19 protein-coding genes and 2 pseudogenes are annotated in these 25,872 nt (G+C 48.7%); 3 read left to right on the top strand and 18 right to left on the bottom strand.

What is annotated here, in order from left to right; translation table 11 throughout:
- Positions 1-144: 144 nt before the first annotated feature.
- From ACSV5M_RS03035 to ACSV5M_RS03045, 3 genes are all read right to left on the bottom strand, one after another.
- Positions 145-2,613 (bottom strand): TonB-dependent receptor, encoded by a 2,469-nt coding sequence (locus tag ACSV5M_RS03035; protein ID WP_439174090.1) that lies wholly within the window; start codon positions 2,611-2,613, stop codon positions 145-147.
- A 199-nt stretch (positions 2,614-2,812) separates the two neighbouring features.
- A complete protein-coding gene (locus ACSV5M_RS03040) occupies positions 2,813-3,559 on the bottom strand; it encodes an AraC family transcriptional regulator (RefSeq protein ID WP_439174092.1) in 747 nt (248 codons plus the stop codon).
- Positions 3,560-3,619: 60 nt separating this feature from the next.
- Entirely contained in the window at positions 3,620-4,885 is a 1,266-nt protein-coding gene (locus ACSV5M_RS03045; RefSeq protein WP_439174437.1) for a glycosyl hydrolase, read from the bottom strand.
- Here ACSV5M_RS03045 and ACSV5M_RS03050 point away from each other — a divergent pair.
- Positions 4,788-5,063, top strand: coding sequence for a hypothetical protein (locus tag ACSV5M_RS03050; RefSeq protein WP_439174445.1), 276 nt, complete (start codon positions 4,788-4,790; stop codon positions 5,061-5,063). The two genes, ACSV5M_RS03045 and ACSV5M_RS03050, sit on opposite strands and share 98 nt — an antisense overlap.
- A gap of 337 nt (positions 5,064-5,400) precedes the next feature.
- Here the strand turns inward: ACSV5M_RS03050 and ACSV5M_RS03055 are convergent, their stop codons facing one another.
- The 3 genes from ACSV5M_RS03055 to ACSV5M_RS03065 all read right to left on the bottom strand — a co-directional run bounded on the left by ACSV5M_RS03055 (position 5,401) and on the right by ACSV5M_RS03065 (position 9,807).
- The gene (locus ACSV5M_RS03055; RefSeq protein WP_439174094.1) at positions 5,401-6,309 is read right to left on the bottom strand and encodes a carbohydrate-binding protein; all 909 of its coding nucleotides are present in this window, start codon (positions 6,307-6,309) and stop codon (positions 5,401-5,403) included.
- A 252-nt stretch (positions 6,310-6,561) separates the two neighbouring features.
- Positions 6,562-7,800 (bottom strand): cellulose binding domain-containing protein, encoded by a 1,239-nt coding sequence (locus ACSV5M_RS03060; protein WP_439174095.1) that lies wholly within the window; start codon positions 7,798-7,800, stop codon positions 6,562-6,564.
- A 234-nt stretch (positions 7,801-8,034) separates the two neighbouring features.
- Positions 8,035-9,807, bottom strand: coding sequence for a cellulase family glycosylhydrolase (locus tag ACSV5M_RS03065; protein ID WP_439174097.1), 1,773 nt, complete (start codon positions 9,805-9,807; stop codon positions 8,035-8,037).
- A 520-nt stretch (positions 9,808-10,327) separates the two neighbouring features.
- Here ACSV5M_RS03065 and ACSV5M_RS03070 point away from each other — a divergent pair.
- Complete coding sequence (locus ACSV5M_RS03070; RefSeq protein WP_439174099.1) at positions 10,328-11,245, top strand: iron-containing redox enzyme family protein; 918 nt, start codon at positions 10,328-10,330, stop codon at positions 11,243-11,245.
- 74 nt (positions 11,246-11,319) lie between these two features.
- Complete coding sequence (locus ACSV5M_RS03075; protein ID WP_439174100.1) at positions 11,320-12,228, top strand: methyltransferase; 909 nt, start codon at positions 11,320-11,322, stop codon at positions 12,226-12,228.
- A gap of 106 nt (positions 12,229-12,334) precedes the next feature.
- Here ACSV5M_RS03075 and ACSV5M_RS03080 read toward each other — a convergent pair.
- The 12 genes and pseudogenes from ACSV5M_RS03080 to ACSV5M_RS03135 form a co-directional block, all read right to left on the bottom strand.
- Positions 12,335-13,675, bottom strand: a pseudogene (locus ACSV5M_RS03080) (endo-1,4-beta-xylanase); the annotation flags it as partial.
- Positions 13,676-13,702: 27 nt separating this feature from the next.
- Positions 13,703-14,086 (bottom strand): annotated as a pseudogene (locus ACSV5M_RS03085) (cellulose binding domain-containing protein); the annotation flags it as partial.
- A gap of 936 nt (positions 14,087-15,022) precedes the next feature.
- Positions 15,023-15,580, bottom strand: coding sequence for a hypothetical protein (locus tag ACSV5M_RS03090; RefSeq protein WP_439174101.1), 558 nt, complete (start codon positions 15,578-15,580; stop codon positions 15,023-15,025).
- Positions 15,580-16,509 (bottom strand): hypothetical protein, encoded by a 930-nt coding sequence (locus ACSV5M_RS03095; RefSeq protein WP_439174102.1) that lies wholly within the window; start codon positions 16,507-16,509, stop codon positions 15,580-15,582. Before ACSV5M_RS03095 ends, ACSV5M_RS03090 begins: the two co-directional genes overlap by 1 nt.
- A gap of 12 nt (positions 16,510-16,521) precedes the next feature.
- Positions 16,522-17,577 carry a hypothetical protein gene (locus ACSV5M_RS03100; protein ID WP_439174103.1) on the bottom strand — a complete coding sequence of 352 codons (1,056 nt, stop codon included), beginning with the start codon at positions 17,575-17,577 and terminating at the stop codon, positions 16,522-16,524.
- Positions 17,578-17,585: 8 nt separating this feature from the next.
- Entirely contained in the window at positions 17,586-18,845 is a 1,260-nt protein-coding gene (locus ACSV5M_RS03105) for a TIGR02270 family protein (RefSeq protein WP_439174105.1), read from the bottom strand.
- Positions 18,846-18,867: 22 nt separating this feature from the next.
- Complete coding sequence (locus ACSV5M_RS03110) at positions 18,868-19,248, bottom strand: DUF4150 domain-containing protein (protein WP_087465531.1); 381 nt, start codon at positions 19,246-19,248, stop codon at positions 18,868-18,870.
- Positions 19,249-19,266: 18 nt separating this feature from the next.
- The gene (locus ACSV5M_RS03115; RefSeq protein ID WP_439174106.1) at positions 19,267-20,259 is read right to left on the bottom strand and encodes a DUF2169 family type VI secretion system accessory protein; all 993 of its coding nucleotides are present in this window, start codon (positions 20,257-20,259) and stop codon (positions 19,267-19,269) included.
- Between the two features lie 44 nt (positions 20,260-20,303).
- Positions 20,304-20,876 (bottom strand): DUF6484 domain-containing protein, encoded by a 573-nt coding sequence (locus ACSV5M_RS03120; protein WP_439174108.1) that lies wholly within the window; start codon positions 20,874-20,876, stop codon positions 20,304-20,306.
- 9 nt (positions 20,877-20,885) lie between these two features.
- Positions 20,886-22,892: a type VI secretion system Vgr family protein gene (locus ACSV5M_RS03125; protein ID WP_439174110.1), complete on the bottom strand. Its 2,007-nt coding sequence runs from the start codon at positions 22,890-22,892 to the stop codon at positions 20,886-20,888.
- A gap of 138 nt (positions 22,893-23,030) precedes the next feature.
- Positions 23,031-23,513, bottom strand: coding sequence for an Hcp family type VI secretion system effector (locus ACSV5M_RS03130; RefSeq protein WP_439174111.1), 483 nt, complete (start codon positions 23,511-23,513; stop codon positions 23,031-23,033).
- A 355-nt stretch (positions 23,514-23,868) separates the two neighbouring features.
- On the bottom strand, positions 23,869-25,722 hold the full coding sequence (locus ACSV5M_RS03135; protein WP_439174112.1) for a ShlB/FhaC/HecB family hemolysin secretion/activation protein: 1,854 nt from the start codon (positions 25,720-25,722) through the stop codon (positions 23,869-23,871).
- Positions 25,723-25,872: the final 150 nt, after the last annotated feature.

The raw sequence follows: 25,872 nt of genomic DNA on the forward strand, positions 1-25,872 counted from the left end.
GTGGGAAGCAAGGAAAACAGGCGTGTAGCGGCGATAAAAATGCTGTGCTATTCCCTTGTTTCCCACACCAAACAAAAAGTGGGACACCAACAAAACCCTAGGTCGGATTAGCGCAGCGTAATCCGACACTGGTCAAGCAGTTAGCTAAAAATCATACTTCGCCTTCACCCCCCAGGTAATTCCCCGCGCGCGATAAGCTACGTCTTTTGCCGCGCCACCAAACAACTCTTTTTCAGTGGGCGCGTATTCAGAATCATATTCCGTATCGAAACAATTCTTGCACCACAACTGGAATTCCAGGTTATCCGCCAATTGCAAGGCAATGCTGGAATCCACCAGATTGACCGACTCCTGTACATCCTGGCCATCCAGCCACCAGTAACGGTCACCGGAGTAGTTGTAATCCACCCGGGTGATCAGGGTTTTATCGCGACCAAAAGACAATTCGTGCAATAAAAACAGGTTGGCGGTCTGGTGCGCAAAGTTGGGCAGGTGCTCACCTTCAAATTGATGATCAAAGGCTTCACGGGTGCCGGCGGGCAGTTTTACGCTGTTGGCGGTTCGTGCCAGCAATTCCGATTCCATTCGGTTAAAGATCTCATCATCAAATTCAACGATTTCAGAATCCATCCAGCCGAAACCGGCACCGGCAGTCAAGGTCTCGGTCACCGCCAGATCAATGGTGCCTTCTATACCGTAAATCGTACTTTCCGGAATGTTGTAAAGACTTTGCACAAAGGTGTTGCCATCGAATTCAAATTGCTGCGCATTTTGATAATCCTGGTAAAAAATCGCCGAGCTCGCGCGCAGGCGACCATCGAGCAATGTTGTCTTGAAACCGAATTCGAAGCTATCGAGTGTTTCTTTATCGTAAGTGTCCGTCAGTAATGCACCGGAGGCATTGAAACCGCCGCTGCGGAAACCGCGTGCATAGGTTGTATAAAAGCTCCAGTCTTCGTTCGGTGTATAAACCAGTGAGGCTTTGGGTTGAAATGCGTCAAACGTCTCTTCAAGTTTTGCACCGGCCGGTGCGCAATTTTCCGGGTCGGCATCTGAATCGCAGGCACCGACACCTGCACCATCAGTATCGACAGTGGGACCATCAATTCGCGTGACTTCGCGCCGGTCTTCGTCGTAGCGCGCTGCCAGGGTCAGGGTAAACACATCGGACAATTGGTAATCCGTACTGGCGAATAATGCCCAGGCGGTATTGTTCTGTTCATTCTGGGTCGTATTGATTAAACCGTTGCACGTAAAGTCCGTAACACTGGGGCCACCGGCGTAAGCGGGTGCGCAATTAAACGGCGCACCACTGGGCGTTTCCCAGGTTGCGCGAATCGTATCAGCGCGATCCGTCAACAAAACGTACGCGCCAGCCACATAACTCAAACGATCACGTTCGCCTGAAAAACGCGCTTCCGATGATAAGGTTTCCACGTCGTAGTATTGATCGCTGCCGACAAAATTACCGGCCAGTTGGTCCGCTATCTGCGCACTGAAAAATGCCTGATCCACCGGATCATCCAATTGCGCAATAAATTCCTCGACGAAGGGTTGGGTGAAAAACAAAACATTACCGGTGCGATCATTGCCGCGCACTTCACCGGCAACACCGTAACGTTCGTTGGTGTCGGTGTGGTTGGTAATCCAGGAAAATTCCGTACTGTCAAATGCGTGTTTGAACATCAGGGTGTGGCTATCGATACCGCGAATGGCAACGGGATTACCGTTGGAGTTGATCGGAAACTCATAGGTTTCATCAGGATTGCTCTCCAGGCGATAAATATTGCGATACCACATGGCCCCGGATTCCAGATTATTTTCTGAATAGCGATAATCCAGCGAGGTAAACTCCGAAAGCTCCCACAATAATTGAACACGGAAATCTTCGTTCTCTTCAAAATCCATATAAGAATCTGTGGGCGCATCACCGGTTACACTACGGCTGTTGCGTTCGAGTACGCGTTCAAGGTATTCGTTTTCGATGGTGCCATCGAAGGTGCGTTGGTTGCCGGCCACACGGAAAAATAAGTCATCTGCCAGCGGCCCGGAGAAAGATGCAGAAACTTCTTTTAAACCACCGCTGCCGGTGCCGATATTCACCTTGCCGGTAAAATCATCGCCCGGTTTTTTGGACGTAATAATCAGCGCACCGCCCAGTGCATTACGCCCATAGAGCGCGCCTTGCGGGCCTTTTAATAACTCGATTTGCTCCACATCGTAATAAGACTGTGATACTTCGGAGGCACTGCCGACCTGTACGCCATCGACAACGACCGCAACGGCAGGCTCTGAGTTGCGTACTGAAGAAATGCCGCGCACGATAATAAATGTGGATGTAGGGCTTAGTGATTCCACGATAGAGACGTTAGGCATACGCATCGTGATATCGCGCGCTGCGCTGATGTTGGCTCGCTCAACGGTTTCGCCGGAAAGTACGGCCACTGTGTCCGGCACGGTTTGCAAATTTTCTGTTTTTTTACGCGCGGTTACCAATACTTCTTCCAGCGCATATTTACCGGGCTGGGCATTGGCTGTGTGAATTAATCCGCCAATACTGGCTGCGGCGATGAGTTGTGAAAGCACGAGTGAAAGTTTTTTTTGACGTAGCATGGTCTTCCCTTTAGGTGTTTATTGTTATCTTGAATGGAAAGCCAGACTACACCTGAGTGCGTAAAGCAGTTTGTAACGTTTACGTTAATTTTTGGTGGGTTTTCGGCAATTGGTTTTGGAGAGTGGCGATTACATAGAAAGTGTCGGATTACGCTGCGCTAATCCGACCTACGGGTGTGGGTTTGGCTGTGAGTGTTGGTTAGGTGAGGGCGATGTCGCGTTGGAATTTTTTTGGGGTTTTTCCCATGATGGCGCGGAATTCACGGGTAAAGTAGCTCTGATCACAGAAACCGCTTTCCATGGCGGCCTGTTGAATGGTCAGACCGGCGCGCAATAAATGGCAGGCTTCCTGTATGCGTAAACGTTTGATGTGTTGCTTGGGAGAATAGCCAAATTGTTTTTTGAATTTTCGCTCAAAGGTACTCACCGACATGCAGGCCATGCCGGCCAGTTTGTCGACATAAATGGTTTGCCTGAAGTTTTTCTGCATGTAATTAACGCATTCATAAAATACGTTATACGACTTCATGTTCAATTCAGCATGGCGCGCTGAGCGGCTAATACCTTCCACGCCCACGATCTGGCCATCGCGGTTTTTCAAGGCAATCTTTGAGGTAACCAGCCAGAGTACTTCGCCTCGCCCATCCTCTATCAGCTCCAATTTATTGACCATCGGGCGACCGCTCATGACACTGAGGTCGTCGCACCGAATCTGCTCGGTAATTTCTCCGCGAAAAAAATCCGCGTCGGTTTTACCGATAGCTTCTTCAGGATCGGCTAAATCAAAGTAATCAAACAATAGCTGATTGGCGTAAACAAAACGCCCGAGCAAATCCTTGGCAAAGTAAAAACTGTCGGTGAAGGTATTAACCAATTCAGAGGGGCGATTGACGCGTTGTGTTTCGTAAAAATGCGTGGCGTCGTCCAGGCAAGCGGCACGTATCATCGTTTTGTCCCTTTATGTATCAAGCAGCGAGCGGGATCTGTTGTAGATCCCGCCAGTCCCTTACAGTGGTGAAACTTCCAACCAATTTATGGCCAGGTTCGCGGTAGGTACTTCCAAAAGAAGGCTGTGATCGCCAGCGGTTAAGATGATATTTGCGCTCAGTGTTTGCCACACTTGTTCCCCGCCGGTTTGAATATTATTGCGGGTCATCAGCGATGTATTATTCAGGAGTACGCGCAATTCACGCTGGGGTTCTGCACTCGCCACGCGTAGGTTTAATTGATAATTTCCAGCCTGCGTTACGTGCACCTTGAATTCCGCTGAAGCATTGGCGCCAGCCACAAGATTGACATAGCCGGACGTATCCGCCGTGGCGCGGTGCGTGAAGTTGGTTAGGCTGTGCGCACCTTCGGCTTCAATGCGGCCGGGCAGGGTGTGACGATAATTTTTCGCCGGAATGGCCGTGTACAAACCGCCCAAGGGACTCAGCTGTCCATCACCCGCTAAAATATCAAGATAAGGAAATGCCGAGGGACCGCCGTCGGTACGGCCAATAAACCAGGAGTAGCGATACACGTTGGGGCTGTTTTCCATCCAGCGAACGGTGCTTGCAAGATAATCCATCTGCTCACCAACGTTGGCCGGGCCGCCCTCATCCCAGGAAGCCCATTCCGTTACCCAAATGGGACGGTCGTAACGTTCGAACTCACCGATAAACCATTCAAACGCGCCGGCGTATTTCATGTAGCAATGCACGGCGATGTAATCCACGCGGCAACCTTCACAGGCTTCAAAAAATGCATCCAGATATTCCCAGGGACTCCAGTCATCCTCTGTACCGGGAGTATCCACATTACCAGGGCTGTAATTCACGGCCGGTGCGACTAATTTCAAATTGTAGTCATCGGCAATGGCTTCCAGTTGCGGCCATAAATCCGCTGCTTGCTGGGGCGTCAGGTTGGCCTGTTCGGCAAAATTGGGCTCATTAAAACCGAGCAAATATTTTACGTTGGGATGCTCATCAAGAAATTCCCGTAGCGCGGTTTCATTAAACTCACCGTTCCAGGCCATGGGTACAAAATCCATGTCGTAGTCTTCATAGTGATCTCTCACTGGCAACTCGGGCGTCACCGCCCAGTTGTACCACCAGCTTACCTTGCCTTGCATCACCGACAAATCCGCCAGAGAATGATAGCCGTACGCCAGCCCGCGCTTTTGGCTTACAAGATTGTCCGCCGACGAAGATGATAAAGACGAAGCGTCACTTGATGCGGATGATGAAGAAAGACTGCTGGAAATGGCAACGGACGAAACACGTGAAGATATCGACGAAGATGCTGGCGCGCTCGAAATTGCTATAACGGATATTGATGACGACGCAGTAACAGACGAAGAGGATGCCGCTGAAGATACACTGGCAGCTGCGGAATCATCACCGGACGACGACCCGCCGCAACCACTTAATACCGCGCCGACAAATATCCAAACCGGGATAAAGCGATAGTGTTTGCCAACGGCGATAGAAGCGAGCAAAGACATAGACATTACCCTTAAAAATACGTTACATCGGACCGGTATTAACCGTCCGATAGCGATGCCAGGTAATTGTCCGGCTGCGCCGGTGCTCTCCAGATGCCCTCTTGCAAGGGACTCTTTATTATGCGCTTTATTACGCGCACCTTATGGGGCTTGGATACTAAACGAAGTTGATAGACGGTTTCTGTGCGCGAGTTAAACCTGTTAGCCAATTGCGACGAAGCGGATGATTTACGGGTTGAACGGGAATAAAAAATCCCCGCCGAAGCGGGGATATAGAGGGGCACTACAAAAAAGTTTTTACATTAATAACAAACCTGGAACTCCACAATACCGTCGCCGGAGCCGAAGCGTTGCATGGTGTATTTTTCAATATCAATCAGGAAACCATCACCGGCAAGGTTGGCGGTGCAGCAACCGTTGCAATCCGAATCAGCACAAGCGTCATAGACTTTACCGGTAATGCGACGATTTCCCTGACGCAAATTCAGGGTTTTCAGGCCCAGCCAATTCCAGTCTTTCATGTGCACCGCGATGATGTTATTAGCTGCAACCCAGGACTCCGGTTGCTTGCCATTCACGCCATAGAAATAGCCCGCCCATTGGCAACCGTTGTAATAAATACACTCAATGCTGCCCGGGTCCGGATAAGACTCATAATTCGTCAGTCGTGCTTCATACCAATCGGTACCGCAATCGTTGGTTGGGGTAGAGCTGCTGGACGATGAACTGCTTCCGCCCGGACAAGATGAAACCGGGTCCCAATACCAGGTACTGATGGTCGGGCTGTAGCCGGGATTATCGTGTTCCGCCACGTAGAACGCGCCGTTGTATCTCACCACCGTCCCCGCTGAGTAGAAGGTTCCGGCGCTCCATGTTGGGCATGAGCCGCCTGTGTTCGTCGCACTGCTGGAGGAAGAAGAAACCCGGGTGGATGATGAGGACGAACTGCTGGAACTTGTTGGTGTAGCACCACTGCATACGTCGTTGTATTTCCATTCCTGCCATTGGCCGGAATGGGTTTCCGGATTGGCGCCTTGCGTCCACCACTGCGAGGTGTAGGACTTGCCATTGTGTTTCACCGTAGTATTACCGTTGTACGCGGTACCACTTTGCCAGGTCGGTAAGTTGGTGCAATTTACGGCCGCCAGACTCGGCAGCGACAACAAGATGCCACAACACATTCCCGCCCAAACCATTGCCTTTTTCAACATGAGAATCACCTCAATTCAGTTTGTTTTTAGTTTTGTTTTGCGTAGCGAAGCCTGGCTTCCTGCCTGCTACTGAAAATCTCTTCAAGGATGGAGCAGGGGTGTTGTCAGAAGTGATACTTATCTTGCGAGTTTTGATACTTTCGACGCATCAACTCGAGTGGAGATATTGTGACAAGTGAATAAATATTGGTGGAATGATTGCAGTATTCCGAAGATAAACGCTATCGGAATACTGCAAAAATGTAGCGGCGATTAATTACAACTGTTACTGATACCGCCCAGATTACTGCGATTCATACCGGACGTATTAATCAATTCCGCCGGGCAGGAGACTTCACGGTAGCGCAGGGAAGGATTATCTGCCGCCTCAAACCAATCCGCATACCAGCGACAACCGGCTTGCAATTCCGTTAATCCGCGCGACCCAAATACACTGTCACAACGACTGGTCACGCAGGATTTATATTGCTCGCGCGTCGCGTTGTAACCCAACTCGCTTTTACACGCGGAGAGGAAGCCACCATATTGCGCACCCAGTTCCGAATTGGAAACGCCCCACTGATTTGCGCAGCCATTAAATGCACCAACACCGCCGCCGGGAACCATGATGTCAAACTGGCCGCCGCCCACGTCGTACCCGACATTAATTGCCTGCACGATCATGGTTTTTCCCGCTAAGGCCGCCGAGCCAGGATCACCGGGTGCATTGTAAGACTGGCCAGTAAATTCCAGCTGATAACAACGTCCGCACACATCACCGCTGGACGTGGCCGCATAACCGTAAGATAACGTGTTATTCACGGCAAAAGGCGCGAGGCCATAGCAGGTGTGCGCGTTACCACCTTCGCAACTGCTGGTCGCATCAAGGTCAGACAGCACCTGGTTATTGGCGCCGCAACTTTTCATCGGCTCCATTCCACTTGGCACATTGCCTGACCAGCCGCAATGCGGTTTACAGCAATCCCAGAAGCGTGTCGCATAGCCGCTGCATCCGCCGGTAATCGGCCCGATGCTGGAGCTTGCAGAACTGACACTGCTGGCAACACTGGATGATGAAGCTGGCTGCGACGAAGGTGAGCTCGATGCCGGACTCGCGGAAGACGTGGCACCACCGCCACTGCAAACGCTGCCCGTCACCGCAGGGCGTTCTGTTGCGCCGCCATTTTTACTAACCTGAAAACCGAACTCCACGCTTTGTCCGGGTTGAATGGTGCCATTCCAACCCATATCGCTGGCACTGTAGGGATTGCTGCCGCTTACCTGTGCATTCCAACTGTTGGTGACGCGATTGCTTTGATATTGCCAGCTCACTTGCCACCCCTGAATGGCAGAGGTTTGCGTATTGGTTACGCGTATGGAGGCGGTATAACCATCATTCCATTCATTGGCAATGATGTATTCGCAGCTTGCCTGGGCGAAGCTGGCAGAGCTAACCAGCCAGGAGAATAACCCCAGGCTGACAGACGTGAGAAAAGACGTAGCCGAGCGCATAGAAAACTCCTTTCAACCGTTGAAATTATGTTAGGTCGTCGTTGAAATCTATGCAGTGTGGATATTGCAGCGGCACATTGTGATGGAGCAGGGCGGCCACTTTCATAAAGACCGACCCATTGTAAGGAAAGAAATTCCCAAACGAAAACCGGCCACCAATCAGCATGAGGGGTATCACGCATAACATTGCCGGCCGGTATGTTAAAAGCTCCCGCTAAATGCGGGAGCGGAGCATTACTCTACTGCGCTGACAATCGCATCAACAATCGCAGGATACAGCTGATTGCCGTTGCTCCTGTCAAAGATCGCCATGCCTGCGTTACCGGCGTAACCGTTATCCCAGTAAACCGGAACCAGGCCATGATTCACCGCAGACTCGGTGATGTACTCGTTCCAGTAGGTGCGGTAAATCTCGTGATTGGCCACATTGGGGCGAGAGATCACTCCGTATTCACCCAGGATCACACCGATGCCCTGATCAACAAAGTTAGTCTTCATACGCTGGAACTGTGCATCAACCCAGGATTCATTGGCCCAGGTCTCGGTGGCGTTTGGGTCCGTTGCAATGGCACCCCACTGCGTGATGCTGCTGTTTTCGTTCAGCGTAAAGTTGTAAGGATCGTAGTAATGTACTTCCATCATCAAACGATTCGCCACGGTATCCACCGGGATCTCAGCAAAATTTACCGTGTGATCGATGTTGGTGTTGAAGCCTTGTACAACCAGATGACGCGTGGCATTACCACCGCCGGTAGCGCGCACGGTATCGACGAAGGTTTGGTTGAAGCTGTTTTGGACCGTGTAGTACTCCTCGGTTGGTGTGCCGTAATCACCTTCGACCATCACCTCGTTAGTGCCGGCAAACAGTAAACGCTCATCGTAATCGCGGAAGCGCGTAGCAATCTGTTCCCACATAATCGATAAACGATTGTTGACGTAATTTTGCTGCGCATAAGTCGGCTGCATCCAACCCTCGTCCCAGTGGATGTTCACAATGACATACATGTCTGCATTCAGGCCGTAGTTAACCACTTCTTCAACGCGATCCATCCAACTGCTTTGGATAACAAAGTTGGCTGGATCGGAGAATTTGCTCCAGGCCACCGGCACCCGCAAGGTATCAAAACCGGCTGCTTTCACGGCGTTGATTAATTGCTGGGTCACCATCGGATTACCCCAGGCCGTTTCGCCGCCGATCGCATCCAGGGAATTACCCAGGTTCCAACCCACACCCATCACCTGGGTCAATTCAACACTGGTCATGCCACCGGGATTGGTGACACTGGAAGCGCTGCTGGAGGAACCTGGAGCCGATGATGAACTGGAGCTGATCGGCGTTGCGCTGGAGGATGAACTCGAACCCGGACATGCAGCGCCGCCCACAATGCCAAAGGGGGCTGGTTGGCTGGTACAGGTGCTGCGTGAGATACAGCTCTGATTATTTTCCCAACCCCAGCCGCTTTGCGTGGTATTGCAAAGTGGGTAGTTGGTGCCATACCAATTGCATTGCGAACCGGCACTGGCGCAACTGCTGGCAGAACTGGCAACGGATGAAGCCGGCACGCTGGATAAGGAGCTCACTGGCGGCGTTGATGAGCTACTTGAACTGGACGCCGAAGAAGCTGGACTACTGCCACAGATACTGCCGGTTACGGCTGGCGTTTCAGCGGCACCATTGGTATTTACCTGCATGCCGAAGGAAACCGTTTGCCCCGGCTGGATACTGCCATTCCAGCTTAGATTATTGGCTGAATAGGGGTTGCTGCCGCTGACATTGGCATTCCAGCTGCTGGTGACACGATTGTTATTGTAGGACCAGCTGACGTTCCAGCCATTGATCACAGTAGTACTGTTGTTAGTTATTTCGATAGCGGCCGTCGCGCCGCTACCCCAGCTGTTAGTTACTACATATTCACAGTTAGCCTGAGCCAAAGCTGATGAACTGGCCGCCAGCCCGGTACTGAGCAAGGCCGCGAGGCCAAGCGCTTTTAATCGTGAGGTTTTCATCAGGTTGTTCTCCTATCGTTATTAAATTTTTAAGGACATCGGAAGCAGACGCTTCGATTGAGATGAACCCGCAGCACGTCATTTGAGGATGAACTGCAGCCAAAATAGTCTGCGGGACCATATAGTAACGACCCGAGGCCGATGACGAGGACGAGCGCGTTGGATCATGCGACTAAAGTTCAGGAATGGGATACAAATCACATACGGAATTATTTTTATATATAAAAAAATGAGATGTGACGAACGGAAAACGGTAAATAGGCGGGCAGCAGAGATACCAACAGCGATATTTAATGGCACGAAAGAATAAGAAAATATTTGCGCTTCGTTTGTTGGTGTTTTAATTGGAGAAATTTTTTATTCACTACAGCACGCCATTTATAAGAATTCGGTACGCAAGTCAGCGCTAAGTGTGTCAAACCGAACTGAAAAAAAATCTGCGATGCGCGAATTTATAAACTGGCTTCTGAGAAGCTTGAACCCCTTAGAGATTTAATAATAACGCGCGATAGGAATTCCTATGTCACTTATCAGCATCGACAAAGATCCTTTTATTTTTCATTCGCGTCTCGCTAAGTTTAACAACATTCGCTTGGCAGTAGGTACGCCTTCGCCACTGTGGGAAGAAAATGAACGTAACGACTTCGCGTATCGTCTTCTTGAAGGAAAATTTTTGGAAGCATTACGTGCATCGATAAAACCACTTACGCGGAGAACAACAGGTGATGCAGATCAATTTGTCGCTTGGTTTGAATCTTTGGCGGAGTGGGGCCCTGGACAACACCATCCATTGTTTGATTGGTTAGCCAATACCGCAACGGCAGATCAATTGAAATGGTTTTTAACGCAGGAAGCGGCAGGCGAGGCGGGGTTTGATGACCTGGTGGCATACACTCAAGTGAAGCTGCCGGTGCAGGCAAAACTCGAATGCGCAAGAAATTACTGGGATGAAATGGGCCGTGGCAAACCGCGCGCAATGCACGGCCCGCTGCTTGAATATATGGTCCGGAATCTAGGTTTGCAGCCTTCTATTGGTTCGACGGTGTGGGAATCCCTGGCGCTGGCAAATACCATGTTGGGGCTTGCGACTTCGCGTCGCTACGCGTATCACTCGCTCGGCGCGCTGGGCGTTATCGAATTAACCGCTCCGTTAAGAGCTGCACGTGTTGCGCAAGGTATGAAGCGCGTCGGCTTTTCGAGACGAGCGCGTGCCTATTTTGATTTGCACGCAGTACTGGATGTATGTCACTCGCAAGCCTGGAATAGAGAAATTATCCAACCGCTGGTTGCAGAAAATCCCGATTGTGCGCAATTCATTGCTGAAGGCGCGTTGATGCGATTGCAGTGCGGCAAGCTGTGCTTTGATCGGTATAGCCGTGAATTCGGGTTGAGCGTTAGTGACATGGAGAATAGCAGGAAAAAGGTCGTCAATTGCTAACGCAGCGTGAATTGAACATTCAGCCCCGAGATGAAAGTCCGGCTTCACCATCGCAAAAATTAATGGTAGAGCTTTTGCGAACTCTTGCAACGCAAGGCTATCGATTTACTACCGTGACGCCGGTCACTCATCAGCGTTTTTTTACACAGCATCAGGCGCCGGGCACCACGCTCTGGGACATCTTCGGCTGGAATGTGCCATTTGACATCAACGTACTGTCGCCGTTACTGCGCAGCTTGATGATAGAAGCGGACCTGCTACAGCCCTGCGGCGAATTTTTTAAAAGCAAAGTGCGAATATCTTCACTGGGAGAAGATTTATTTTTACACTCTGCATTTCCAACTACCCAATCTGACGCTGTATTTTTTGGCCCTGATACCTATCGTTTCGCGCGCTTCATTCGGCAGACGTTGCAAAGCTGCGTGGTCAGCTCCGCCGATCCAGTGAGAATCCTGGATATCGGTAGCGGCAGCGGGGCGGGTGGGGTGGTCGCCGTGCGCGCGTCGAGAAGTCCTGTTGATCTTACTTTGAATGACATTAACCCCCTGGCGATAACTTACGCACGGGCAAATGCTGCCGCCGCAACTGTCGAAGCCCGCTTTGTGCACGGCGATGTCTTTACCACCGTTCACGACAACTTTGACCTCATCATATCGAACCCGCCTTACATAAAGGATACTGCTGGCCGCGCTTATAGAGATGGTGGCGCTCAGCTCGGACTGCATTTAAGTATCCGTATCGTCCAACACGCGATTAGCCGTTTGGCACCTGGAGGTCGATTGCTCCTATACACCGGCGTCGCCATGACAAGCCGCTCAGATCCATTGATGGCCGAATTGCGTCACTTGCTCGCTGAGGCAAACTGCCACTGGTTTTATGAAGAGATAGATCCAGATATTTTTAGCGAAGAGCTGGAACAGCCGGAGTATGTTGAGGCACACCGTATTGCAGCCGTGGGTCTGGTTGTGACGCGGCGGAAATAAATCCGGAGTGAGAGACAAATTAGCGGAGAGTCATCGGGAAAGAGCACCAAGGGAAATCCGTTTCCCTTGATCGTTTGCGTAAAACGCTTATTGATACTGCAAGCGCTTAGCGGTTCAGATACTCCATCAACCACTGCATGGCAGGGCGCTGCTGACCATTACTTTGAATCAGGCCAGTGCCTTCACGCCAGGTAGCACCGACAACATAACCCCAGAGGGTTATACCGGCCACATTGGGGTGGTTGTAGAAGATAGGGAAGTGCATCTGCATGTACTGTAGCTGAGTCTGATCATTCGTCGCCTCAATGTCATACTCGGAGATGTACAGCGGCAGGCCCAATTCGGAAATCTGATCCAGTTTCGCCTGGATTTCCTGAGCGGTCCAGACGCGCGGAGAGTAGAGACTGTGCGCCTGAAGGCCCAGAGCATCGACATAACCGGAGTTCACAGCCGGGCGAATCATATCGATGATGGCATCGGTATCCCAGGTCATGAAGTTATAGTCGTTGTAGATCAGAATGGCATTCGGACAATGCTGGCGCGCTAACCGGAAAGACTCAGTGATCCAATTACTGCCAAACGCATTGGCCGCATAATTTGCCGGCGCGTGCGAAGGCAGAGCTTCGTTCACCACATCAATCATCGCCGTATCCGGGTAGCGTGCGCAGTAATCGCGAATCCATTCTTCAATTTCCGCGCGCTGCTCGGCAGCACTCAAGCCGTCAATCCAACCCGGACGCTGACTCCCCCACACCAGGGTGTGCGCTTTGACAGGAATACCGTTCGCGCGAGCGAAGTTGTAAATGGCATCCAGCGGACCCCAGTTGTACTGGTCGCGAGTGCTCTCAACGGAACCCCATTTTCCTTCATTTTCCGGTGTAATTTGATCCCAGTACTGGGTGAAGTCGGAGCGAACCGAACCATTGGTGGTGATGTTACCCACAAAGAAATCGGGGAAATTCGGGTTACCGGGGTTCTGGCTGCTGCTTGAGCTTGAGGTGCTGCTGGAACTGGACGATGAGTTGCTGCCATCGAACGGGTTACCAAAACCGATGGAACCGTTGCAATGCAACATTTGTGAGAAGGAACCCGCCCCACATTCTCCGTCCCACGCGCCGGTATTATCTTCCTGATCTTCAGCCTGATAGGTCATGCCGTTGACGATGATGTAATCCACTTCGACATCGCGATCACCAGCGTCATTGGTAAATGCAACGCGCAACTGACCGGTAGCGTTGGTTTGTACAGTGTAGTCGAGCATGCCGACGCTCAATGTCCAGGTCTGAATGGTCTGGCCACCGATCTGCAAGCTGACACTCTCGTCACCGGTAACGCCGCTCATGCGCACGGTGATGCTGTTGTTACCACCGGCAACTGAACTGCTAGAGCTGCTCGAGCTAACAGAGCTACTCGAATTAACGGCGCTGCTCGAACTGCTGGAACTACTGATTGGACCGCCGCCGCCCTGAACGGTAAACGACGCAAGTGCTGGCGTCCCGCTACCGTTGGCACAGAAACCAAAACTGGTGTTGCCGCCCGGCGCAACATTGGCGTTATAAGGTGCGGGGGTAACCGTAATGCCACTCAGGTTGCCGTTCCAAAGGTTATTGATGGTCGTGCCATTAAGGTTCAAGCCAACCGTCCAGGAAGTAATAGCTTGACTGCCATTATTGGCAATGGTGACATTGGCGCAATAACCGGAACCCCAATTGTTATTGACATCAAGTGTGGCTTCGGCAGAGCCGGAGGTCAGGGCGTGCGCCCCATGGGCTGACGTGAGTACAGCTGCTGCAAAGAGCAGGTTTCTTGGTAAATGGATGGTCATTTTCGAACTCCTGTTTGAAATCATTATTGGCATTGGGAGTGTTGCTGATATTTACACTGAAACGCCTGAACATCGACGGAGGTTCGACTCGGAAAAACAAAGTGAATAGCGAGGCCTACTGCTTATTTGAATCTATTATCAAGCGCTATTTTCGTACCACCGACGGCCGGCGTCGTAGGGGAGTAAACAACTGTGGGACGATATTGTCAATTTGAAACTAAGGTATGGCGTCTCTCATTTTTTTTAATTATCTGGATTGCGCATCGCATCACGAATCTCATCGAATCTGTCGTTATGGTCATGCCATGATTCACGCAGGCGTCACACAAAATAAAATTTTTATAAGAAATTTGTTTTTCACAGAGTAAATTCTGGCATCAAATTTCTACAACTAAATCGTGTTACTTGCGATGTAATTGAAACCGTATGACGGAAAATATTTCCGTATGATTGATAGCCAAAAAAGAAATGAATGTGTAATTCAACCGGGGTTATACGACGCCGCCGACCACGCGCAGCATATGAGTCATTGTTTTGGTGTTGCCGGTGCTTTATGAACTATTGGCGTTTGCATTATTGATGGTGATTCATGATCCATGCGCGGCTAATTGATTGTTTTTCTTTGAAAATTTCACCAATGACCTCACCGGTCAATGTGCGCATAATGTATATTATGTTAAATTGCATTTATCATTTGAGCCCTCAATATGCCTTAATCGCCCACTCAATGGCATATTCAGCGAAATTTGTGGCGGACGTATCGATAAGATTATTACGCGAGATAACGAATGTTCAATAAATCATATCTTTCAATTTAAAAATCGTGACGCGGCGTTCGAAGCTTATGAGAAAGCTATAACGCGGCGTGAAGAATTGCGTTCTAATGAGCAGCGTTGACAGCAATACATGGAGTCAAATTAGAACGAGGGAATATTCCCTAGTTCTAATTTGAAACGCCCTGCTTTTTCATCAGTATTCCAGTGTATTTTTCTCACCTAGTGCATTAGTAATTATTACTTTATCGAGTGCGCCTGAGTCTTTATAAACGTACTCATAGCAGAGTTTAACCGCCTGTTTAACATATTGAATCTGTTCTTCGCCGTTCTGTGTATAAGCGATAAAATAATCTTGCTCATAAAGTGTATTTTCAGGAGTAATTTTTTTTCCCTTGACCGGTTCGCCCTGCTGGTTGCGCATGGCAGAATAAAAATTTACCTCAGCTGCCTTGGGGATTAATTGCGGATCAAACCCGGATAGTTCTATTCCTTCAAATAAGGTAAACAAGGAGTGGCTTTCCTTGGTATCACACATCCAGGCCCTATAAAACTTGCCACGCTTTATCGATTCCGTATAGTCCATTGCATCTACAGGCTTAACTGGGTGACTGTATGTCGCCCAGCTTTTAAAGAAATATACCTGGCATTGAATTTCGTTTTTCTGAGTTTTAATAAAACCTTCCATTTCCTCACCACTGCAACCAAGAATAGATAAGAATGAGAGCGCAAGTATACAAATGACGGCTTTCATTATTTAATGACTTTGTACTTATCAAAATTTAAATGGCGCATCAGCGCCTTTTGAAAAGTATGGCAATGATTTCCCGCTTCAAATCTCCAGGACCAATCACCGGAATATGACGTAGAAAATGCTTCTGCGGCCGTCCTGATGGACAAGATATCTGTACATTCTTTAATGACAGGAGAATATTGCTCGTTACCACTATCACCTCCGCCCGCATGAGGGTCTACATACATACCGGGACGCGCGATACCGCCGAATGCAGTTACGCCGTTTAACTCACCGTCAACTCCCCGGAGGGTCTGCCCTACTCCCCCCTCTTTCGCGTCAAAGATTGCCAATGCCGCTTTATAGCTCGCAACGGCAAACATGTGAGCAGCCTTTTCCTTCCAGCCAGCGTTATTTGGTAAGGGAGCAGGTTCTTCAGGCGGGGTACTACGGCGATTCAAGTGATGTCCAACCGGATATTTGGGCCACCAACCAAAACTCATATTAGGGGCGAAGACTGACCACCAGTGACCATATTTATCCTCACCGCCTATATCTATGTGGCGCCGATGAAAAACTATTTCATCTAAGACTTTGTATACTTCAAGCAGAATATCTGCTTTTGTTTCCGCACCTTCGCTGATAGAAGGCGAGTCCAAAGCAGTAGATTTGGCTTTGTGAGAACGCATTACTCTCGGGTAATGCACAAGGAATGTTGAATAATCGGCGTCTGTGAAATGTTTTACTACCTTTGTCGGAAGGGTTCCTGTTGGTAATTTGTCAAAAGATGCCTCGCCAGAACTGTTGGACGTTTTTTTATCCGAGCCTACAGTAACGTTGGCGCCCTCAATGGGATCATTTGTACAGGCATCAAGTACCTTAACAAGCAATTTTCCCTCTTCGGCTTTTTTTGATACGGAAACTGCTACGCTCTCTCCCAGCTCTGTCATTTTGCACCTCCTCTACCTATTAACCGCTTCTACAACCACAGCACTTCTCTTTTCCGTATCTGATGAGCAATAAACAAGATGTCGCCGGTTCTGCGGATTGTGATATAAATTGTCAGCAGCTAATGCAACCAATAAACTGCCCGTCGCGGCTCCCACATCACCGTAACAATCTGCCGGGTGAATAACGATCAGTTCTTTACTCATTGCGTTAGCGTTTCGGATGCAGGCTACCCCTAACTCTCTTGCCCAATAACTTTCGCCATTCATACTGCTGTAGATATAGCTGATCGCTTTTTTAGTGTTATCGCTATTACTGTTTTCAAGTGCGAGGCGAAATGCACTGCTCAGCCCATCCCCTTGGTATGCATTATCGCTGTATAAATGTCCTGGTTCTGTCGTGACAGCCGGTTTGTGTATTCCAATAATTTGGCCATTATGCACCTGAGCCAGCTCTGGACGACGAGTCAACAATAAGAAAGCTGCGGCCTCTCCAGGCGCAAAGCCATCTGAATTGCCGGGACTTAACAAGCGACCATCCAGATCCAGCTTATTAATGAGCGCATCACTATGATAAGTGTCACTGCCACCGATAAGAACATAGGGCACATCGGACCGATATAGATAATCGTAAGCCAATTGAATCGCCTCGATCGTTGCTGCTCTTCCCGATAATAAAACGCGACACCAATTTTGATCCAAAAAATTAGGAAAATTCAACGCTATATTGTGTACGACGTTCTGTGCGTTGCAGCTTACTGTGTTGCCTTCAGGCATTCCAAAAATGAACGGGATTGTATTTGTGTCTTCCAGTGAGAGCTCTCTGAGTGCGGCAATGGCCATCATGGCAATGCGCGCTTGATAAGAGTCGCTTCGAATATCATTTTCCAATATAGGCTCAAGAGCATCGAAAAAATCCCCAGGGACCTGGGTCATCGTGATGGGGTCATCCTCATGATTATCGTAATCTGACAAGGCATAGGCGCTGATATTCGCTTTTACTGAAGCAGTAGTCATTGCCGAATTGGCACCTACGGATGTAACCATACCCATACCGGCTATATAGATCATATTTCCCCTTAATCCGCTATTACCTTGGCTTTGTAGTTGGGTAGGAAATGATCTGGTTGGAGTAGCGCCAACTCTACTGCAGCCGCACGGCGATGACGCTGCGTTCCCTCCAGGAAATAACGCTTCAGGTGGTCTGTCTCGATTGCTTTACCCAGGAAATAGCGCTTACCGGATATAAAATGTTGCTGGTATTTTTGCCAGACGGCGGCAATTTTATCAACATCGGGGAACGGAAGATGCTCATCCACATCCAAATCTGCATTGTCATCTGTGTCGTCATCAAGAAATTGATTATCAAGGTCGGGTAATTCTTCTAACGCAAGTCCGTTCTCTCCAAGTTCAATGCCTGTTATGGTAGTAAATGCTTCGCCGGATACACGTGAAAATTCAGGAATACGCATTTGCTGAATCAGCCAGGGAATCGCTTGAGGATCACCTAGTACTGCGGTTGCATAAATGACTTCACGCGCATTTTTTTTATCCTTCGCCAACAGCCCGATCCATTGCCTGGCGTCTTCAATGGATAAGCCCCTGAATGCAATATCTATGGCTTTTTTTTGAAATATCCCCTCATTAAGCACCGTTGACTTAAGATTCTGCAACCGGGCTCTATCGCCCAAGATAACCGCCGACCAGTTAGCCCAGAATGAAACTTCCGGCTTGTCTGACTCTATTGCGATATGTAGCGCAGGGATAAGATCACGCCGCTTCAGCTCCCCCACTAGCCGAACAGCTCGGGCATACAGCCTCGTATGGGCAAGGCAGTCTTCACGCTCCAACATTGTCGTTAGATATTCACGGGGATCTTCACGTCGAAGGCTACACACTGTGACAGCCAGATATTTGTGGTTGAGATCCTTACTGGTGAGAAATTTTTTAATCCAGGAATGGCATATCCGGCCAGGTAGCCAGGCGATTGCCGATGCCAGGCCGGGAAAAGCGCTTTTAAGCGGAAGGGAGATTTCAACAGCGCGTTGGATCTTCTGAATATCCAGGCTTCGAAATGCAAGCACTGTTGCAGTAAACGCTTCACCGGGTTCTTCTGTCGAAACAAGAGCCGCTTCACAAAGCTTCCACGCTTGTTCCGGATCAGTCATCAAACCATTTAACTGGGAATCTATACGCTGTTCGAGTTCAAGCAAGTCCTGCCGCTTATAGTGCGGTTGATTGACGGCAATAGAGCGCAATAGCCACAAAAAGGCACCGTCAACCAGAAATTGTTCGTATATGTGCTGATAGGCATCTTGGGGTTTATTATGGGCATCCATAACTGCATTCATTGTCGTCTTGTTAGCCCATAATATTTTTTTTATTGTGGAATAAAGGGTCGCCCATACGGCAGACATTTTTCCCTTCAAACTTTACGTCAAATGAATACATCATGAATTCACAAACACCCATTTGATCACTGCTAATAATGCCTTTGACAGTGCCCGCTTCATCACCGCTACTGCGTGAATATTGTGCGCCTTTAACCATCGGCATTTTCTTGTCTGTGGTCACGGATTTAGGGCCTTTACTGGTGTCGGACGCTTTTCCTATGTTCGGATAAGGAATAGGTACAGGTCCTCCCGGGGTTGGTGTTTTACACACATCAGGAAAAACAATACTCAAGCCTCCACTGCCCTTATGGGCAATTCCCCTGGTATTAGCAAACGTCGTTTGAGCCATATATCCTCCTCCGATGCATTATCGCTGCATTCCAACAAATACTTGATTGATTTTTCTGGCTTTCATTCCGCATACGAAGGCAGATTTCCAAACCATAGATAAGCGCAGCTGATTTGGCTCGATAATAACTGACTCCATTATAAAATTACCCGGTTCAACCTGATTGCTCACCTCAATTTTATTGTGCAAAACAACATTGGGCAGATTGAAAGATAATTCACCAGATGGATGCATACCAGAAATACGGACCGGCTCCCCCCCCTTTAGAAATCCCGGGTAAATCAGTTCAGGATGGGCTGAATTCATAAAGCGTTGGTTATAATCAAGCGGTAGGTACGGAGCCCTATTTTGCATCCAGGCTTCGTCGTAGGTGCCGGCATATGTCACCCTGGGTTGCCAGTTGGATGCTATGGCGGCAAAGCCAGCAGGAGCCGGGTTATCTTTCAATGATTGAATGAGGTGCCGAGGGCATTCGATATTAGGCAACGGGGAACTATCCATGTCGTCAATGCCACGTTTTCCCGCGAATCCTACACCGACGGGATTACGCAGCTCTGCCGCCCGTACTTGCCCATCCAGAATGTCCAAGCCACCGAAGGCGCGTTCATAAATAATCGGCATTGTTGTGAACACATCCGGCGATGAAATTGAACCTCGATCCCAAACGCGATTACCAAAAACACGCACAGCTTTACTGATAGTACCTACGCTTAAATCAACATTCAGTTGCCTCACAGGCCTTTGCTCTTGCGCACAGGCTTGCCCAATCATTATCACATCCGTCGCGGCTTTACCTGGATGGTAGTCTGAAGGTAGCCGCAGGCTAGATTCAGCGGGATCACTCCAAAAGATGTCTTCCTGTTGCGGCGGCGCCTGCTCATCCAACAAAGTCCACTTTTGCCCAATGTGAAAAGACGCTTTAACAATCGTGTATAAAGTCTCTATGCCTTGCTCATTAGGAAAGAGTGCGATGGCAGCGGAAAAGGGCGTGTTATTTTTGAGCTGTAGCATGAGGCAACTCGTATTGGAAGTCTGGCAGCACTGAAGCGTTTCTACTAATTGACCTGAACTGATCCACCAAGAATACGATTCACACCACTGGATCGACTGAGCAGGTACTTTCCTCGAATCAGAATTTTTCCGCTGCTGGTCAAGGTGATGCTGGCTTCACCGCACTTTAGGACCACCTCCTCCTTGCCTTCTATAACAACTTTTTTACCATCCACTTTCACAGTGTCAAGCTCAATTTTGGAATCATGCTCATTGGTATCGATGGCGGTCTCAGAAGTGTTTTGGTTTAAAACTGCTTCGGCATCAGTAAACGAAAAACTTTCCAGCAAATCATCCAGCGGACTATAAACAAAACCCATAATCACCGGTTGTTGGTAGTCGCCTTTCGCAAACAATAGCGCGACTTGCCGGCCAATGTGCAGTTGGGTTACTGCAACAGTTGACACGGCTGCTATAGGATTTTCATTTGGCAGCTGCGGATAGACCACTAACGGGCTTCCATTTCCATCAATCCCTTTTAAATAACCCAAGACTATTTCACCCGGAGCCAAGGCCGAAGTGGGGGCTTCAGCGAAAACTTCGTATTGATCTGAGTTTTCCAACACCGTTTTTGTCATGATGGTTTACTAATTATTAGTGACTTTACTGCCCTTAAGAACAACATTCCCAGATCCTTTAACATTAATGTTTTTCCCTGAGATTGTAATGTCTCCATTCTTCTTCATGACAATCGAAGCCGAACCAGTTTTCAATGTGATCTGATCATCTGCTTGAAGAGTAATTGTTTTAGCCGTTAAAGCGTATTCTTTGGTGACACTTTCGGTGTACTTGCCATCGACAGATTCACTCAGGTCTTTGGCAACGGAGATCGTCATATTCTTGCCAATGGTCTCAGTATGGTTTTCCCCAATATCAATACTGATATTCTTGCCCACACTGAGGGACATATTTTTGCCAATCGATTCGGTATGGTTTTCACCGACATCAATGGTTTTATTCTTGCCGATACTTTCGGTCTGGTTGTTGCCGACCGATTTGTTACGATCATTGCCAATTGAAGAGTTTTCATCGTTGCCGATGGTCTTGGTACGGTCGTGATCGACAGTCAGGGTTTGATCGTTTTCAACCTGGGTATCAAAGTTCTTTTCGGCATGCAGATAAATCTGTTCGTCACCTTTTTTGTCCTCGAAACGCAGCTCGTTAAAATTCTGCGGTGTGCCGTCTTTGGTCGAACGGGTTTTGATGCCGCTCTGGGTTTTGGATGGATAAGTCGGCTTGTTCCAACCATTGTAAACCGAACCTGTCACCAAAGGACGATCCGGGTCGCCATCCAAAAAGCTTACAATCACCTCATGACCAATTCGGGGGATAAAAGAAGAACCCCATTGGTTACCGGCCCAAGCCTGCATCACGCGCACGAAACAGGAGCTATTTTCATCCTTCTTGCCCTCACGGTCCCAGATAAATTGCACTTTAATGCGATTGTGCTCGTCAATATAAATCTCTTCACCAGCGGGCCCTACAACCAAAGCAGATTGTGGTCCTTTCATCACCGGTTTTTTATGGAGATTCTGGGGGCGGAAATGAACATCGGCGGGAATGCAGATAAATTCGTTGGTGTAATCAGAACTGCCGTCGCCACCGGAAAAATAACTGTTGTCGTGTGCTTTGTGAAAAACCTTAGCCAGAATATAGCTACCCTTCTCAGAGCCGGTGGCGTGCTTGGCAACCTTGAATTTGCCGCCGGCAAAGAAGCTGCTGCAGTCGCTTGCGCCTTTTACCGTGTTGCGATCAACTTCTTCAGCATCAAGACGGATCTTGACCAGATCGGCACCCATGGTTGTGTCATACAAACCAGGATATTCGTAATGCTCGAAGGCATCATTCTTGGCAAACTGGCTTTTGGTCTTGGTGCTTGCATTCAGATCTTTCTTGGGCTCTTTAAAGTTGTAGTCATTTAAAGACCACTTACCCTTCTTGAACAGGTAGATATGCTCCCAGGCAGTGATCTGCGTATTGGGTGTGTTACCTTTTGAATATTCAAGGTTGGTTTCAGCCACATCTGTGTAGGCGTTTTGCTGGTCTACCAGAATCAATTTATGTTTTTTGTCATCGTGCTCAAAGTAATAGGCAATGCCATCTTCTTCAAGTAGACGAGAGATAAAATTCAGATCGCTTTCATTGTGCTGAACACAATATTCGCGTTTGCTGCCACCTGCAGCTTTAAAATCAAAATCGGAGAAACCCAGATCATTAAAAATCTGCGAAACAATTTCTTTGGTATTCTTTTCCTGGAAAATTCGGTGGTCATTGGTTTGTGATAAAAACCATAACCAAGGCACCATAACCATGCGATATTGACGAAGATTATTTGCCTTCACCTCACCAAAGGTAAACGATTTTATGTAACCGTTGAACTTGCGTTCCTGGTCATTCTGGATAGTAACCGTGGCAGTTTTGCCAACAATCTGGTCGGGGTTTACTTCGAGGTATTCGGACAGGACTTCGATAGTGAATTCAAACAGGCCGGAGATATATTCGTTACCTTCAAAACCTGTCAGCAGGAATGTGTCTTTTCCTAAAGAAAAGTCAGAGATTGAAATAAGTCTATTTTCTTGAGTGAGTTGACTCATGGGATAGCAACCTCAATATGACCTTCACAGGGGAAGCGTCGGGGTCATCCTTGCCCCGCAATGTTAAATTGCGAGCTCAGACAGAAAAGAGCCCTGAAGACATTGCCTTCAGGGCACTTTACTTTACAGCGATAAAACTTACAGCGGCTTGGCAGTAGTCAAGTCGTAACCAACACGTTGTGGATTCGCAGACTTGTTAGTCTTATCGTAGTCATTGTAGTTGACCATGATTTTGGAAAAACTCAGGGAGATAGACTCAATCGGATCGCTCTCGCCGTCTGCAGAAACAGAGTAGCCGCTTACCAGTACATCTTCCAAGGTATAAGTCATGAACTCAATAACTTTGTCAGCACCGGTTTGTACAAACTTGATGGTGACTTTTTTGCCGCTTGAACCAGTAACAGCTTCTTTGAACAAGGCAGTTGCTGAAGTATCAGCAGGCTTGGTCATAGTCACTTCACTGATGGTTGGACGGGTTGCTTCACGGTTGGACAGATTGCCCGGCTCCATGGAAATACCGCGACCAACACCGAACTGAAGGGAATTAACAGAAATGTGGTCTTTGTAACCGTCAGCAGTCACATTTCCTTTGATGCCTTCATATTCAACATAAATTGCCATTTACTTTCTCCTTACCTTTCTTAAGTACCACACAGATTACGATAATTTCTACTCCGCAAAGGCATCGTATCAATTACCAATTAACAAGCTAAATTCAGCATTAATGCACTTGAGCAAGTTGGTGCAATGTGTGAATGCTAGCCCAGTTTCTTCTTTCAAACAACGTTTTGATGGCGCTTTTTCCTAATCGATATAACCCGTAAAAAAAACCGTTATGAACGATAGTCAGAAAAATTTACACCTCCATCGCAGATGAATTTGCGCCCTTCTGCACCGGCAGAAATTGAGAACCAGAGCACATTAGGCTCGATCAGTAGTCATTGACATACAATGATACTTGCGCCAGTGAAACCCTTTAAAAAGCATACTGGAAATCAAAATACATATTCATACCGTCACCCGGCTCTTCGCCATCTTCCAGTCCACTATTGCTTGCATGAACAGGTACAGCAAATACCAGGTTGCCGCGTAGATACGCCAGGTAATTAAACTTCAACCCGATTCCAACGTCACCAAGATGCGCCTCAGTACCATCCGAGCCTTCCTGAAGGGGGTGCGCCTGGCCGTAACTGTAGTCCATAAAGAGGAAGGGCTGTAGCAGATTTTCAAAACGCTCCCCGCCAATCTTAAACCCGTTCAATGACAATCCCTTGAATATCCAGTCGGCCCCCAGGTAGAGCGCATCGTCGGCGTAATATTCATTGACAACATAGCCCCGTGCTCGCGTCGGACCTGCAAGGGAGTATTGATTAACCGAGGCCAGAGGAACGCCGGAGAATTGCCCTGACGCTCTGAGCACCACCCTGCTCTCTGCCGTAGTAAAGGGGACTTTCATAAAGGTCAGCATGGAGTAGTCGAAAGAAAAGATAACCGGCGACTCTTCCTGTTGTTCCTCAGCGCCTTTGACAAAATCACTGGACAACAACGACAGGTTACCCTGGTGCAGAATCCTACTTTTTTCCTTCAACACATCAAATTCGTAAAACAGCTCGATATTCCTGACTTCATCATCAAGAAAGTCGCTGTTTACCTCACCGAGATTGATCTCTGATTCAATCTGGGACGCTGCCAGGCCAATCGCGTAATTTTTAACCCTACTGCGCTTAAGCTGATACTTGATCGAGGTATCGAATACCGAGGATTTACCGGCGATATCCAGACTTGCCCCCTCGGTTTCAGCGTTCCCGCTTCCCAAGACGAAGTCATTAGTGGAGGCGCCCACGGAAAATTTGATTCTCGGGTCCACAACGATAGTGTTGTAACGGATGGAACCGTAGGTGGAGTTTTCTGGCGCGAAGGAACCCAACACGCCGATATGCAATTGGTCGCCGATTCCCAATGGGTTGTGCAACAGGAAGTCTGTGTAAAGACGATATTCGCCAGAGCGCTCAGAGCCATGGTTATCCACCCGAACATTCGCATCGTACCAACGCTCGGACGTGACATTCACATTTAACTTGGTATCCCCGACCTGCGAGCCAGGTTCAAAGTAGCCCTGGGCTGATAGACCGGGAAGGTCATTGGTGAGGAACAGCTTCTCTTCAATACGATCATTCGTCACCGGTTCTGCCAGCAGGCTTTTGAATGTACGCTCGATTGTTTTGGTGGAGTAGCGTTTATTGTTTTGAACGGCCACTTCACCCAGTTCACCCAATAACAGCGTCAGGGTCACCACGCCATCGCGGACATGCTGTTGCGGGATATACGCTTTAGCCAGGATGAAGCCACGCTCCCTGTAATACCGGGTAATGGTGTTTGCCACCGTTTCAATCATGCCGAGCGTGATACCCCGTTGGCGGCGCTGTTCGCGGATCAGGAATACCAGGCGCTGCACTTCCAATGGGCCCACGTGGCGCCCTTCGGTCTCCTTTTCGATTTCGGCGATAAGATCTGACACTTCACTGAGCTCGTCAAGACTGTATCCAGAGTCCAACAGTTCGCCCTCATCCATCATGTCGAAGCGAATCGCCTCCACCTGCTCAATGATGCTTTCCCGGGTAATCCCTAACTCCGGATATTCGATCAACCCCTGGATGCGGAACTCTTTTACATTGAGCCGCGGCCCTGCCTGTGGATCAGGATCACGTTCTCTGACCGGTGGAATATCCATGTCGAGCAGCATACTGTCCCGCTCAAATTCCGGTACTTCCGTGGTATCCGGCATTTCAAGAAAGCCAGCGGTGGCGGAGGCAGACCAGAATAAAAACATTACACCGCAAAGACTGCCAGTTGTTTTGATTGTCCATTTCAAACGGGGAAAAAACGAGCTATCTTCCGAATGACGTGCTTTTTGTTGACACATGTAAAACCAGACCCACACATTGCTATTGTTAAACAGACATAAAAACAGGCTCGTAAA

Source organism: Cellvibrio sp. ARAG 10.3 (genome assembly GCF_051846955.1).
Taxonomy (GTDB): Bacteria; Pseudomonadota; Gammaproteobacteria; order Pseudomonadales; family Cellvibrionaceae; genus Cellvibrio.